This window comes from Thermobifida cellulosilytica TB100 (assembly GCF_001517975.1).
Lineage (GTDB): Bacteria > Actinomycetota > Actinomycetes > Streptosporangiales > Streptosporangiaceae > Thermobifida > Thermobifida cellulosilytica.
The window spans coordinates 363,546-377,154 of the sequence record NZ_KQ950183.1 but is presented as its reverse complement, the minus strand read 5'-3'; the positions used below and the strand labels follow the sequence as shown (position 1 = coordinate 377,154).

Genomic DNA, 13,609 nt, shown 5'->3' with positions numbered 1-13,609 from the left:
GCTGTTCCGTGTGGAGGACGACGATGTCCGCGACCGCTCTGCGACCGTTCCGTCTCGACGCCTTCGCCGTGGGGATCATCGCGTTGGTCGGTGACGCCGCTGTGGGCCGCTGCCCGGGCGAGGCGGCGCTGTGCGCGGCCTGGCACGACCGCTACCTGGTGTCCGTGCAGCCGGTCGCCTCCCGGCTGTGGCTGCCGCTGATCAGCCGGGGCGAGGCGTTGGCCGTCCTGCCGGGGCGTGCGTCCTCGGCCGAGGAGGTGCTGTCGGCCGTGACGGAGCTGGCGGGGCGGATCGCGCCGCCGGGGCACCGGGTGGACGTGGGGGCGGGCGGTGTGTTCCTCGACGCGGCGGCCGGGGGTGTGCGGGTGGCCGCTCCCGTGCTCGTGGTCGCCCGGGGCGGGTGGGGCGGGGTGTGCTCGGCCGTGCCGGCACTGGCCGCGTGAGGCGGCGCGGGCCGGGTCGGTTGTGGCCGCGGATCGGACCGTCTCCGGTGAATCCGCCCTGATCTGGGAAGTTGCCTGGGAGGCGGCGGCTCGGCGATCGGCGTCAGCGAGGTGAGGCATGGACAGCGACAACACCTTCGGGGATGCCTCCTACGGACCGACTCCCGGTGGGAGTACGGTTTCGGCCACGGTGGACGGGCACGGCACCGTGCTGGCGTGGAGTGCGGGGGCCCAGTGGCTGTTCGGCTACTCGCCCGAGGAGGCTGTGGGCCGTCCGGTGGTCGAGGTGTTCGGTCTGGGGGCGTCCGCGCCGGTCGACTTCGCGCGGTATCCGGCGGCGTGGACCGGGGAGGTGTCCGTGCACGACCGTGACGGCGCCCCGCTGCGGCTGCGGTTGTACGCCCAGCCGCTTTTCGGGGGGCAGGGGTCGCTCCAGTGGCATCTGACGGTCACCCGTCCGAATCTCTCCGTGGAGTCGCTGCCGGCCGTGGACGACGCCGATCTGCCGCTGCTGCGGGAGTGGGCCCTGGCCCAGTCGCCGCTGCCGGTGACGCTGTTGGACCACAAGGGGCGGATCGCGGAGATGAACGAGGCCATGGTCCGTATCTCGGGGATCTCCGCGGAGCAGGCGGTGGGGATGCGGCTGCGGGAGCTGGTCCCGCTGGCGGTCTTCGCCGAGTTCGACCGGCTGGTGGAGCAGACGCTGGGCACGGGGCGGATGGTGCGCCACGAGGTCCACGGTCAAGTGGGCGAGGGGGGCCGCGAGCGCGCCTGGACGGTGTTCTTCGCGCCGCTGCGGGATCCTGCGGGGCGGATCCACGGCGTGGCCTGCACGGTGCTCGACAACTCCGAGCAGCACTGGGCGCGCCGCCGCCTGGCCGTGCTGGACGACGCCAACACGCGTCTGGGCACCACTCTGGACATGGCGCGCACCGCGGAGGAGGCCGCGGAGGTGCTGGTCCCCCGGTTCGCCGACTCGGTGGTGGTGTCGCTGCTGGAGTCGGTGTACCAGGGGGCGGAGCCGACGTTCGCGCCGCTGCCCGATCCGGTGGGGTTGCGCTGTCTGGCCCGCCACTCGGTGCTGGAGGGGCCGTTGGAGGGGGTTCCCTCTCCGGGCGACCTGTTCGACTATCCGTTGGACTCGCCGATCGGGGACTGTCTGGCGCGGCGCAGCCCGGTGCGGTACCGGATCGACGACCCGCGTCTGGCCCGGTGGTTGGAGGAGAAGCCCGGGCAGGGGTCGGCGCTGCGCACCCACGGGGTGCAGTCGCTGATGATGCTTCCGCTGCTGATCGGCGGCAAGCTGTTCGGGCTGGCCCTGCTCATGCGGCATGAGCGCACCACGCCGTTCACCGACGACGACCTGCTGCTGGCCCAGGACATCGCGGTCAAGGCGGCGGTGCGTATCGACAACGCGCGCCGCTACTCGCGGGAGCGCACCGCGGCGCTGACCCTGCAACGCAGCCTGCTGCCGCAGCGGCTGCCACACAACTCGGCGGTGGAGGTCGCCACCCGCTACCTGCCTGCGGGTTTCCGGTTCGGTGTGGGCGGCGACTGGTACGACGTCATCCAGTTGTCGGGGGCGCGCGTGGCGCTGGTGGTGGGGGACGTGACCGGGCACGGCCTGCACGCGTCGGCGACGATGGGGCGGCTGCGTACGGCCGTGCGGGCGCTGTCGGACGTGGAGCTGGCCCCGGAGGAGCTGCTCACCTACCTGGACGACCTGGTGACGCATCTGAACGCGGAGGAGGTGTCCCACCCTTCGCCGGCGACGGAGGAGCGGCTGGACCTGATGTCGGAGATCGGCGCGACGTGTCTGTATGCGATCTACGACCCGGTGTCGCGCAGTTGTGTGATGGCGCGGGCGGGGCATCCGCCGCCCGCGGTGGTGCATCCCGACGGGCGGGTCGAGTTCGTGGAGGTGCCTGCCGGGCCGCCGCTGGGGGTGGGCGGGCTGCCGTTCGAGTCGGTGGAGTTCGAGGTGCCGTCGGGCAGTCTGCTGGTGCTCTACACCGACGGGCTGTTGGAGGCGCAGGACCACGACATGCGGCTGGGGTTGGAGCGGCTGCGCGGTGTGCTGGCCCGTCCGGCGCAGACGCTGGAGGGGGTGTGCGACGCGGTGGTGCGCACCATGCTTCCGGGGGGTGCTCCCGACGACGCGGCGCTGTTGGTGGCGCGGACGCGTGCCCTGGACGCGCACCGGGTGGCCACCCGGGACCTGCCCGCGGATCCGGCGGTGGTGGGCGAGGCGCGGTCCTGGGCGTCGGAGCGGCTCGCCGAGTGGGGGTTGGAGGAGTTGTCGTTCACCACCGAGCTGGTGGTGAGTGAGCTGGTGACCAACGCCATCCGGTATGCGCGGGCGCCTATCGAGCTGCGGTTGATCAGGGACGGGACGCTGATCTGCGAGGTGTCGGACGCCAGCAACACGGCGCCGCACCTGCGGCGGGCGCGCACCTTCGACGAGGGCGGGCGCGGCCTGTTCCTGGTGGCGCAGCTCAGTCGGCGCTGGGGGACGCGGCACCGCAGCGACGGCAAGACCATCTGGGCCGAGCAGGATCTGCCGGACCGGCAGCCTGTCCCGGCGTGAGCGGGGCGGTTCAGTCCAGGGCGGTGCGGGCGGCCTCGCGCAGGGTGGCGACCATGGCGGGCACCGGGTCGTGCAGGCGGGGCCGGTGCACGACGAAGATCTGCCGGGCCAGGTCGGTGCCGTGCAGGCGGCGGGCCTTCCAGCCTTTTTCGGGGTGGGAGCGCAGGATGGTGGCGGGGACCAGGCCGATGCCGACGCCGGCGCGGATGAGGGCGAGGGTGACCTCGTAGTCGCGGGTCTCGTAGGCGACGGTGACGTCCACTCCGGCCTGTTGTGCGGCGGTGTCCAGGGCGATGCGGTTGTGGATGCCGGGCGCGCCGCAGATCCATTCTTCGTCGGCGAGGTCGGCGAGGGTGAGGCGGGGCCGGTGGGCGGCGGGGTGGGTGGCGGGCAGGACCAGCAGCAGCGGGTCGGTGAGCAGTGGTTCGCGGTGCAGTCCGGGTGCGGGGGGCAGTTCGGTTCCGGGGTAGCGGTGGGTGATGAGCAGGTCGAGGTCGCCGGAGGTGACGGGGCCGTAGCCGTCGGGGGGTTCGACGTCGCTGAGGGCCAGGCGCACGTGCGGGTGGGCGTGGCGGAAGGCGGCGAGGGCGCCGGGCAGCAGGGTCTTTCCGGCGCTGGCGAACGCGCCCAGGGCCAGGGTCGGCGGGTGCTGGCCGAGGGTGGCGCGCACGGCCCGTTCGGCGTCGCGCAGCTCCCCCAGGACGCGTTCGCCGTGGTCGAGCAGGACCCGTCCGGCTTCGGTGAGGCGCACCCCGTTGCGGCCGCGTTCCAGCAGGACGCAGCCGAGTTCCCGTTCCAGTTTGGCGAGCTGCTGGGAGAGCGCGGGCGGGGTGAAGGACAGGCGTTCGGCGGCCGCCGTGATCGATCCCGCGCGTGCCACCTCCACCAGGACCCGCAGCCGGTTGGCGTCGAGCACCACACCCCCAAAGATAAGAATTACTTAAACATCTTTAGAAAAGGCAACTTTAACTTAACGTGTGTCGGGGGCAGAGTGGAACCATGACGTCCAGCATCACCGTGCCCCGTCCGGTTCCCACGGCCCTCGACGTGCGTCGGGCCGCCGAGCGCACCGCCCCGTACCTGCGTCGTACCCCGCTGCTGCGGGCGAGCCTGCACGGCCGCCCCCTGCTGTTGAAGCTGGAGCACCTGCAGGCCACGGGCGCGTTCAAGCTGCGCGGCGCGCTCAACGCGCTGCTGGCGGGCGGGGCCGCGGGGCGGGTGGTCACCGCGTCGGGCGGCAACCACGGCCTGGGGGTGGCCACGGCCGCCCGGATGCTCGGCGTGGCGGCCACCGTGTACGTGCCCGAGACCGTCCCCGGGGTCAAGGAGCGGCGGCTGCGCGATGCCGGGGCCGAGGTGGTGCGCGCGGGCCGGGACTACGCCGCGGCCGCGTCGGCGGCCCTGGCGCGCGCCGCCGACGAGGGGGTGCGCTACGTGCACGCCTTCGACGACCCGGACGTGGTGGCGGGGCAGGGCACGATCGGCTACGAGATCGTCGCCGACGCGCCCGAGTGCGACGCCGTGGCGGTGGCCGTGGGCGGCGGCGGGCTGCTCGCCGGGGTGAGCCTGGGCATCGGCGAGGAGCGTACCGCGGTCGGCGTGGAGCCGCACGGCTGCGCGAGCCTGCACGCCGCGCTGGCGGCGGGCGGACCGGTGGACGCGCCCGTGGACTCGGTGGCGGCCTCGGCGCTGGGCGCCTCCCGGGTGGGCGAGGTCCCGTTCGCGGTGGTGCGCGGTCGGCGTGTGGCCACGGCGCTGGTGTCGGACGAGGAGATCCTGGCCGCGCGGGACCTGCTGTGGGAGGAGTTCCGGATCGCGGCGGAGCCGGCCGCGGCCGTGCCGTTGGCGGCGTGGCTGGCCGGGCGGGTCCCCGGGGAGCTGCCGTGCGTGGTGGTCTGCGGGGCCAACGCCGACTGGCGGGCCGTGGACTAGCGGGCGGGCGGCGCGCGCCGCCCGCCCGGTGCGGGTCAGGGGATGGGCCGCGCCTCGGCCGAGGAGGAGCGGGAGAGCAGTTTGCGCAGCGACAGCCTGCCCTCGTCGGGGGTGTAGGCGCGCAGCATCAGCGCGACCGAGGGGAACAGGAAGACCAGTCCGGCGAGTTTGAAGGCCCGTGCGCCCACCGCGGCCTTGCGCTGGCCGTGCAGGGCGTAGGTGCGGTGCCAGGTGCGCAGGTAGCGGTGGAGGTCGCGCAGTGACCCGGCGATGCGGCGGGCCGAGACGGGGGCGCGCAGCCGGTCGGCGTAGTGCACTTTGCGGCCCAGCCGGTGCAGGTGGATAGCCAGGTCGAGGTCTTCGAAGATGTCGGGGCCGGGGCAGGCGTGGTGGCGCAGCTCCTGCCAGCACTCCTTGGTCAGCGCCATGTTGGAGCCCCACAGCATGGGGTGGCCCGACAGCATCCGGTTGACGCGGTGGCAGAAGAGGCGCTGGGCGGCCAGGCCGGTGCGGTGCAGCGGTGCGTCGTAGAACCAGGAGGGGCCGGTGGCCGCCGAGACCGTCGGGTCGGCGAACGCCTCGGCGAGGCGCTGCGACCAGTCCGGTTCGACCCGGGTGTCGGCGTCGATGCGTCCCAGGATGTCGCCGGTGGCCTCGTCGAATCCGCGGTTGCGCGCCGGGATCAGCCCCTGGACCGTCTCGCGGATCACCCGGACGCCGTGGTCGCGGTACTTCTCCGCGATCTCGGCGGTCCGGTCGGTGGAGTTGTTGTCGACGACCAGGATCTCGTCGACCGGCACGATCTGGTTCACGAGTGCGTCCAGGCAGTGCCCGATGGCCGCCTCCTCGTTGTAGGCGGGCACCACCACCGAGATCTTCATCTTCTCCCCATCGTCCAGGTTGGTTCGGTTGCCGGGCCCCGGTCGGCGGAGCGCCTCCGGTTCCCGCCGCCGGGACCGGGGCCCGTCGAGCCGTACCGCGCCCGCCCGGTCGGATCCGCCGGGACCGGCCCCGGTTCTGCCGGGACGGGAGAAAAGACTGCCGGACGGATCCGAACGCCGCATGGACCGCGGGCGAAGCCTTCTCCCGCCGTGGTCAAAGTATCCCGAACCCGTCCGGAGCACGAGACCCCGGTGCGGGGGAACCGGTCGGCGGGTGCGGTGGCGGTCAGCGGCGGGGGACGAGTGCGGTGTAGCGGCCGTGCTCGTCCCGTTCGAGGTCGAGCAGTGCCACCACGGCGGAGCGGTCGATGGGGCCGTAGACGTGTCGGAACACGACTCCGTCGTCGAATCCCGGCGGGGTGGGGACGGCTTTCTCGTCGCGGACCTCCACCTCGTCGCCGAGTCCTGCCTCGTCGATGACGAGGGCGATCACCGGACTGGGCGGGTTGCGGAAGAACGCGTTGGCGACCCGAAGGGTCATCTCCTCGTCGGCGACGCCGTGTATGAATCCGTCCCGCTGCAGCGAGGCGGGCGCATACGGGCGGTCGGGGTTGGACCGCCATCTCTCGATCGGTGCCACGTGATAGATCACCGGACATTTCTATCGTGGTTTGATCCCCGTTCGGCACATTTTGCCGTAAGTCGACGTCTCCTTACTGAAAAAGCACAGGACAGACCGGTTGAGTGGTTTGTCACTCAGTGGGCTGTGTCGACTTCCGGCGTGCGAATTCCATTGTTTCGGACTTGTCCGCATTACATAATCTTTTTCCGTTTGCCGGGAAAAGGACGCGCCCCGGCGCGCGGGCGCCGGGGCGCGGGCAGCAGGCGGCCTCAGGAGCGGGGCAGCAGCTCGGCCAGCCACGCCTCCACGTCGGCGGAGGTGCGGGGCAGCGCCGCCGACAGGTTCCGGTTGCCGTCGGGGGTGACGAGGATGTCGTCCTCGATGCGCACCCCGATGCCGCGCAGCTCCTCGGGCACGGTCAGGTCGTCGGGCTGGAAGTACAGGCCCGGCTCCACGGTCAGCACCATGCCGGGCTCCAGGGTGCCGTCGACGTAGGCCTCGGTGCGCGCCACCGCGCAGTCGTGCACGTCCAGGCCGAGCATGTGCCCGGTGCCGTGCAGGGTGTAGCGGCGCTGCAACCCCAGCTCCAGGACGCGGTCGACCGGCCCCTCCAGCAGGCCCCACTCGACCAGGCCCTCGGCGAGCACCCGCTGGGCGGCGTCGTGGTAGGCGCGGAACGGCCGCCCCGGCCGCACCTCGGCGATGCCCGCCTCCTGCGCGGCGTACACCAGGTCGTAGACGCGCCGCTGCACGCCGCTGAAGCGCCCGCTGACGGGGATGGTGCGGGTGACGTCGGCCGTGTAGAGGGTGGTGGTCTCCACGCCCGCGTCCAGCAGCAGCAGGTCGCCGGGGCGCACCGGGCCGTCGTTGCGTACCCAGTGCAGCGTGGTGGCGTGCGGCCCGGCCGCGGCGATCGTGCCGTAGCCGACGTCGTTGCCCTCCACGCGGGCGCGCAGGAAGAACGTGCCCTCGATGTAGCGTTCGGAGGTGGCCTGCGCCTGCGGCAGCGCCCGCACCACGTCCTCGAAGCCGCGCACGGTGGAGTCCACGGCCCGCTGGAGCTGGCCGATCTCCCACTCGTCCTTGACGAGGCGCTGGTCGTGCAGGAAGACCGCGAGCTCGGCGTCGCGCTCCGCGGCCTCCTCGGCGTCGCGGGCGTCCCCCGTGGAGCGGCGCAGGGTGAGGACCGCCTCCAGGCCGGCGTCGTGGCCGCACACGATCCGGGTGGGTGCTTCGGGGGCCTCGCGCAGCACGTCGGCCAGGGTGCGGATGTCGCGGGTGGGCAGCCCGTACAGCGCGGAGGCCTCGGCCAGGCTGTTGCGCCGCCCCACCCACAGCTCGCCGTACCCGTCCAGCCAGAACTCGCCGTTCTCCCGGCTGGAGCGGGGCCGCAGGTACAGCGCGGCGTCGTGGCCGCCGCCGGCGCGCGGCTCCAGCACCAGGCAGCCGTCCTCGGACTGGTCGCCGGTCAGGTACACGTAGTCGCTGGCCGCGCGGAACGGGTAGTCGGTGTCGTTGGAGCGGGTCTTCAGGTTGCCCGCGGGGATCACCAGCCGCTCGCCGGGGAAGCGGGCGCTGAGCGCGGCGCGCCGCTTGGCGGTGTAGGCGGCCTGCTCGATCGGCTCCAGGTCGCGCCGCTCGGTGTCGGCCCACCCGGTGCGCATCCACTCGGCGAGTTCCGGGGAGACGTCCTTGTAGGGGCCGTTCTTGCGTCCCTTGAACTGCGGTTCCGCGGTCGTGTCCCGCTCCTGGCCGTCGCGGTCCCGCTGTCCTTCGGAGTACTGCTGCTCGGTCACGGCTGCCCTCCTCGTCACGTCTCCACCCTGTGTCAACCCCGGCGGGGCGGTCCTGCTTCCCATGCTAGGAGCAGGCAGCTCGGGCGCCCTCCCGGCAGCCGCGACGCCCGCGGGGCGGCCTTCCCCGCACGAGCACCCATGCCCCCACGGCCACCGCGGGAGGGGAAGCTCCTCGGCCGAGGACCGCCACCGCCCGACCAGGGCGTCCTTCGACCACGAGACGCGACAGCCCCGAGGAGACTCCTGGTACCGGAGGGACAGCGAAGCTCCTACGCCCCAGGAAGCCGCCCGGCCGCGGGGAGGCCCTTCCGCCGCTCCCGGGCGCTGGGAAAGCCGCCCTCGGCCAGAAAGGTGAAAGCCCCTGCCCCGCCCTCGTGAGCTCGGGGTCACTTCCCCCGCCCCGAAGGGGAAGCCCTCTCCCCTGCGCCCTCGAGAAACCACTCACAGGCGCAAAGGTGATAACTCCTCCCCCACCCAGGGAGAGGTGAAGGCTGCCGGGCCTCCCCGGCCGAAACACACCCCTCACGGCGAAGGCCGGCACCAACCACGGCCGCCTTCTGTAGTCCGCCCCGCAGGCGGCAGCCCCATGCGGATCAGAGTGCGCCGCGGCGCGCGGTGGCGAGGAACGCCTCCCACTCGGTGGCGGGGAAGGCGAGGTACCCGGCACCAGGGTGCTTGGAGTCCCGCACCGCTGCGCCGGGGGCAGGCAGAGGGGCGACTTCGACGCAGTTGGGTTCCTGTCTGCTGTAGCTGCTCTTGCGCAAGTCGGGAAGCACTGAGGCTACCTCTACGCAGTTCTGATTCTGAGCGCTGTAGCTGCTCTTCCGGAACTCCAGTCTGACGGTCATGATGCGCTCCCCAGGGATTTCAGAACGTCGTCGATGAACTCAACCGACAGAGCTGTGGACAGCGCCACGCCCTGAACGTTACTGAATGCCACGTTATACCGCTCGATTTCGTCTGGTTGCTCCAGGAACAGGTCGTCTGCGGCAGTGCCAACGTAGACGATCGGCTGGTCTTTCGGACTTGGGAAGTCGAGGATAGTGAACGGTCCGGCCAGGGCGAGGTGTGCTCCTGCTGCGTAAGGAAGTACTTGGATGTCGATGTGGTGACGGTGGGCCATGTTCTTCAGGTGAACAAGCTGCTCACGCATCACCTCGGGACCACCGACAAGGCGGCGCAGTGCCCCTTCGTCGATGACCGCCACCATGTGCGGCGGCTTGATCCAGTTGAAGATCTCGCGACGCTTCATGCGCGCCTCGACACGGCGGACCACATCCTCTTCCCTAATGGCACGGCCAGCCTGGAAGACAGCGGTGGCGTATTCGGGAGTCTGGAACAGGCCGGGAATGGTCAGCGCCTCGAAGGTCCGAATCATCGACGCCTCCGCCTCCCAGTCGGGAAGCGCCTGATCGCCGAAGACATCCCGGTACTTGGACCACCAGCCGCGCTCCTTGGACTGCTGAGCGAGCTGGTGCATCGCCTCGCGTGTCTTCTGGTCCACCTTGTAGAGGTCGGCGAGCGCATCAAGATCACTCGCACGGAGGCGTCGGGCGTCAGCGGTTTCGATGCGTCCCAGGGTGGAGCGGGGCACGTTGGCCTTCTGGGCGGCTTCCTCCAGTGTCATCCCGGCCTGTTCGCGGAGTCCTCGTAGGACTTGGCCAAGACGTCGGCGACGGACGTTGGGGCTGCGGTAGTCCATGAACCATCCCAACTTTGGGAATCTGAGTTTTTCGCTTGTGGATTGGGATTCTGAGTTTACTATGGGAGTGGTCAGACAGCTACGGACTGTCTGTCGACCGAACTTATGAGGCGTCTGCCGTCCCTGTCCCGCAAACCGCACTGTTCACGGGCATCTCACCGCACAGCCACGTCGTCTTCCGAGGAGTTCGCCATGCCGCTGCTCGCCCCTCCGCCGCTCCCCTCCGTCACCGTCCCGCTGGGGCTGGTGATCCCGCCCGGCAAGGAGCACTACTTCGACACCACAGCCGAGCCCGTCCCCTACACCCGCCGCTCCTTCGAGTTCCGCGGCGAACGCGCCTTCCTCCCCCTCGTCCACGCCTTCCTGGCCACGTGCGCGGCCGGACGCGACCCCGACTACGTCCACCTGTTCCGCCTACTCGGCGTGGAGCTGGCCACCAACGCCATCCGCCACACCAACTCCGGCCGTGCGGGCGGCACCTTCACCCTGCACGTGGTGCGCACCCCCACCCACATGAAACTCACCTGCTCCGACTCCGGCGACGGCCGCATCACCCCGATCCGCGACCCCGAGTACCTGGCCGTGCTCCCCCTCGACCCCGAGCGCGAGCACGGCCGCGGCCTGGCCCTGGTGGACGCCCTGGCCACCTCCTGGGGCGACGACGGCCGCCAGTCCTTCCGCCGCGTCTGGTTCACCCTCGACTACGACCTGGCCGGAAGCGCCTGGCCCGCCCTCTGACACCGCACGGCCGTGATCGGGGCGCCGGTGGGAGCGCGGCCTCACTTCCCGCTCCCACCGGCGCCGATACGGCAAGAACAGGCCCGATATGTCCTCCAACCCTGGTACGGTCGCCGCGTGATCACCGGAGAACTGAAGAACAAGATCGACCGCGTGTGGGACGCCTTCTGGTCGGGAGGCATCTCCAACCCCCTGGAGGTGATCGAGCAGATCACCTACTTGATGTTCATCAAGCGGCTGGACGAGATCCACACCCGCAAGGAGCGCAAGGCCAACCGCACCAGACGGCCGATCGAGAACCCGATCTTCACCGACGACCAGCAGGACCTCCGCTGGTCGGTCTTCAAGGGCTACGCCCCCGAGGTCATGTACGAGATCGTGGACAAGGGCGTCTTCCCCTTCCTGCGCGTCCTCGGTGGAGGAGGCTCCACCTACTCGGAGCACATGGGGGATGCCCGGTTCACCATCCCCACTCCCGGCCTGTTGGCCCGGGTGGTGGACATGCTCGACGAAGTTGACCTGGAGGCGGGCGACACCAAGGGCGACCTGTACGAGTACATGCTCAGCAAGATCGCCACCGCCGGGCACAACGGCCAGTTCCGCACGCCCCGCCACATCATCCAGCTCATGGTCGAGATGACGGCCCCCGGACCGGATGACGAGATCTGCGACCCGGCGTGCGGCACAGCGGGCTTCCTCATGGAGGCGGCCTCCTACGTGCGCCGTACCCATGCCGACGCTCTGCTCGGCCCCGAGCAGACCCGGCACTTCAACAACAGCATGTTCCACGGGTTCGACTTCGACTCCACCATGCTGCGCATCGGCAGCATGAACATGCTGTTGCACGGGGTGGAGAACCCCGACATCCGCTACCGCGACTCCCTGGCCGAGAGCGCCAGCGGTGAGGCCGAGAAGTACTCCCTGATCCTGGCCAACCCGCCGTTCGCGGGCAGTCTCGACTACGAGAGCACCGCCAAGGACCTCCAGCGGATCGTCAAGACCAAGAAGACCGAACTGCTCTTCCTCGCGCTGTTCCTGCGCCTGCTCAAGCCGGGCGGCCGGGCAGCGGTGATCGTGCCGGACGGTGTGCTGTTCGGGTCCACCAAGGCGCACAAGGAGATCCGCCGCATCCTGGTGGAGGAGCACAAGCTGGACGGCGTGGTCAAGCTGCCCAGCGGGGTGTTCAAACCGTACGCAGGGGTGTCCACCGCGATCCTGCTGTTCACCAAGACCAACAGCGGCGGCACCGACAACGTGTGGTTCTACGAGGTCACCGCCGACGGGCTGAGCCTGGACGACAAGCGGAACCCGCTGCTCCCCGAAGACAAACTCGGCCCGGTTCCCGCAGCCGGAGAGTTGAGCGAGGACGAGCACGCCAAGAACAACCTGCCCGATGTACTCGCTCGCTGGAACCGGCGTAATGCAGACGAGCAAGACAGAGCCCGCACCGAACAAAGCTTCTGCGTCCCTAAGGACGAGATCGCTGAGAACGGCTACGACCTGAGCCTCAACCGGTACAAGGAAGTCGTTTACGAGGAAGTCAAGCACCGCGCTCCAGCCGAGATCATGAATGATCTGACCCGAATTGAAACAGAAATCCAAGAAAGCATGTCGGATCTGAAAGGACTACTGGAATGAATGAATGGGACAGAGCTCTCATCGGCGAAGTAGTCCGTGTGGTCGGCGGCGGAACCCCAGCCCGAACCAATCCCGACTACTATGGTGGCGACATCCCTTGGGTGACCCCCAAGGACATGAAATCATGGCACATAGACAAGGCTCAAGTAAATATCACCCAGGAAGGACTTGAGCACAGCAGCACCCGACTCGTTCCTGCAAATTCTGTCCTAATTGTCGTTCGCTCTGGAGTTCTGAAACACACTCTCCCAGTCAGCCTAAACCGCAGGCCGGTCGCCATCAATCAAGACATGAAGGCCCTGGTCTGTTCAGATCGCATAGATCCAAACTATCTAGCCCGATTCATCAAGGAGCGATCAGGGCATATTCTGCAATGGGTCCGAGCCACCACTGCGGACAACTTTCCTATTGACAATCTAAAGAAACTTCCCGTCCCCCTCCCTCCGCTCAACGAACAACGCCGGATCGCCGCTGTCCTCGACAAGGTCGACGCCCTGCGCGCCAAGCGCCGCGAGTCCATCGCCCTCCTCGACGATCTCATCCAGTCCGTCTTCCTCGACATGTTCGGCGACCCCCAAAGAAATACTAAAAACTGGACAAGGGTTTCTCTGGGAGAACTAATCAACAACGGCCCCCAGAACGGGATATACAAGCCATCGAGCAGGTACGGGACAGGCACCCCTATTGTCCGGATTGATGCGTTCTACGACGGAGTCATCAAGAACCCCTCTTCCCTTAAACGCGTTGAACTCGAAGCCAACGAAATTGATCGTTATCTCCTCCACCCAGGCGACGTCCTGATCAACAGGGTCAACAGCCTTGAATACCTGGGAAAGTGCGCCCTGGTTCCTCACCTTCCGGAGCCAACCGTGTTCGAGTCGAACATGATGAGGTTCAGCCTGAAACGCGATGTAGTCGAACCCGGATATCTTGTTCAATTCTTGCAGACAAGATACGTCAAGTCACAGATCATGTCCGCAGCGAAAAACGCGGTCAACCAGTCCAGCATCAACCAGCGCGACGTGCGAGGAATTCAGGTAAACATTCCCCCGATCGCCAACCAGCAGGCTTACCTCTCACAGGTCTCCGCCATCAACTCCCTCAAGGAGGCCCACCGCGCCCATCTCGCCCGCCTGGACGAGCTGTTCGCCTCCCTCCAGCACCGGGCTTTCCGCGGGGAACTCTTCTCCGACGCCGCGTAGCCGCAGCGGCCGTATCCCGCCAGCCTCGTAGCCAATTCTGATGAAATGCCCGTTTTTTCTAGATCGCC

General features: G+C 69.1%; 12 protein-coding genes. 6 read left to right on the top strand and 6 right to left on the bottom strand.

Annotated features, from left to right (window positions below):
- The first annotated feature begins 23 nt into the window (after nucleotides 1-23).
- Both AC529_RS14325 and AC529_RS14320 read left to right on the top strand, forming a co-directional pair.
- The gene (locus tag AC529_RS14325; protein ID WP_068757488.1) at nucleotides 24-443 is read left to right on the top strand and encodes a hypothetical protein; all 420 of its coding nucleotides are present in this window, start codon (nucleotides 24-26) and stop codon (nucleotides 441-443) included.
- Between the two features lie 118 nt (nucleotides 444-561).
- Nucleotides 562-3,030, top strand: a complete 2,469-nt coding sequence (locus AC529_RS14320; protein ID WP_068757486.1) for a SpoIIE family protein phosphatase — start codon at nucleotides 562-564, stop codon at nucleotides 3,028-3,030.
- 10 nt (nucleotides 3,031-3,040) lie between these two features.
- On the opposite strand, the gene AC529_RS14315 is transcribed toward AC529_RS14320, so the two are convergent.
- The gene (locus AC529_RS14315) at nucleotides 3,041-3,946 is read right to left on the bottom strand and encodes a LysR family transcriptional regulator (protein WP_068757653.1); all 906 of its coding nucleotides are present in this window, start codon (nucleotides 3,944-3,946) and stop codon (nucleotides 3,041-3,043) included.
- Nucleotides 3,947-4,029: 83 nt separating this feature from the next.
- Here AC529_RS14315 and AC529_RS14310 point away from each other — a divergent pair, with 83 nt between their 5' ends.
- Nucleotides 4,030-4,962 (top strand): serine/threonine dehydratase, encoded by a 933-nt coding sequence (locus AC529_RS14310; protein ID WP_068757484.1) that lies wholly within the window; start codon nucleotides 4,030-4,032, stop codon nucleotides 4,960-4,962.
- A 35-nt stretch (nucleotides 4,963-4,997) separates the two neighbouring features.
- On the opposite strand, the gene AC529_RS14305 is transcribed toward AC529_RS14310, so the two are convergent.
- The 5 genes from AC529_RS14305 to AC529_RS14285 all read right to left on the bottom strand — a co-directional run bounded on the left by AC529_RS14305 (nucleotide 4,998) and on the right by AC529_RS14285 (nucleotide 9,963).
- On the bottom strand, nucleotides 4,998-5,843 hold the full coding sequence (locus AC529_RS14305) for a glycosyltransferase family 2 protein (RefSeq protein ID WP_068757482.1): 846 nt from the start codon (nucleotides 5,841-5,843) through the stop codon (nucleotides 4,998-5,000).
- A gap of 286 nt (nucleotides 5,844-6,129) precedes the next feature.
- Nucleotides 6,130-6,495, bottom strand: coding sequence for a DUF952 domain-containing protein (locus tag AC529_RS14300; RefSeq protein WP_068757480.1), 366 nt, complete (start codon nucleotides 6,493-6,495; stop codon nucleotides 6,130-6,132).
- Nucleotides 6,496-6,734: 239 nt separating this feature from the next.
- The gene (locus AC529_RS14295) at nucleotides 6,735-8,261 is read right to left on the bottom strand and encodes an aminopeptidase P family protein (RefSeq protein ID WP_068757478.1); all 1,527 of its coding nucleotides are present in this window, start codon (nucleotides 8,259-8,261) and stop codon (nucleotides 6,735-6,737) included.
- 593 nt (nucleotides 8,262-8,854) lie between these two features.
- On the bottom strand, nucleotides 8,855-9,109 hold the full coding sequence (locus AC529_RS14290; RefSeq protein WP_068757476.1) for a DUF397 domain-containing protein: 255 nt from the start codon (nucleotides 9,107-9,109) through the stop codon (nucleotides 8,855-8,857).
- Nucleotides 9,106-9,963, bottom strand: coding sequence for a helix-turn-helix domain-containing protein (locus AC529_RS14285; RefSeq protein WP_068757474.1), 858 nt, complete (start codon nucleotides 9,961-9,963; stop codon nucleotides 9,106-9,108). The genes AC529_RS14290 and AC529_RS14285 overlap by 4 nt, the downstream gene beginning before the upstream one ends.
- 192 nt (nucleotides 9,964-10,155) lie before the next feature.
- On the opposite strand from AC529_RS14285, the gene AC529_RS14280 reads away from it, so the two are divergent.
- The 3 genes from AC529_RS14280 to AC529_RS19720 all read left to right on the top strand — a co-directional run bounded on the left by AC529_RS14280 (nucleotide 10,156) and on the right by AC529_RS19720 (nucleotide 13,541).
- A complete protein-coding gene (locus tag AC529_RS14280) occupies nucleotides 10,156-10,701 on the top strand; it encodes an ATP-binding protein (protein WP_068757473.1) in 546 nt (181 codons plus the stop codon).
- A gap of 117 nt (nucleotides 10,702-10,818) precedes the next feature.
- A complete protein-coding gene (locus tag AC529_RS14275) occupies nucleotides 10,819-12,339 on the top strand; it encodes a type I restriction-modification system subunit M (RefSeq protein WP_068757470.1) in 1,521 nt (506 codons plus the stop codon).
- A complete protein-coding gene (locus AC529_RS19720) occupies nucleotides 12,336-13,541 on the top strand; it encodes a restriction endonuclease subunit S (RefSeq protein ID WP_083948241.1) in 1,206 nt (401 codons plus the stop codon). Before AC529_RS14275 ends, AC529_RS19720 begins: the two co-directional genes overlap by 4 nt.
- Nucleotides 13,542-13,609 lie beyond the last annotated feature (68 nt).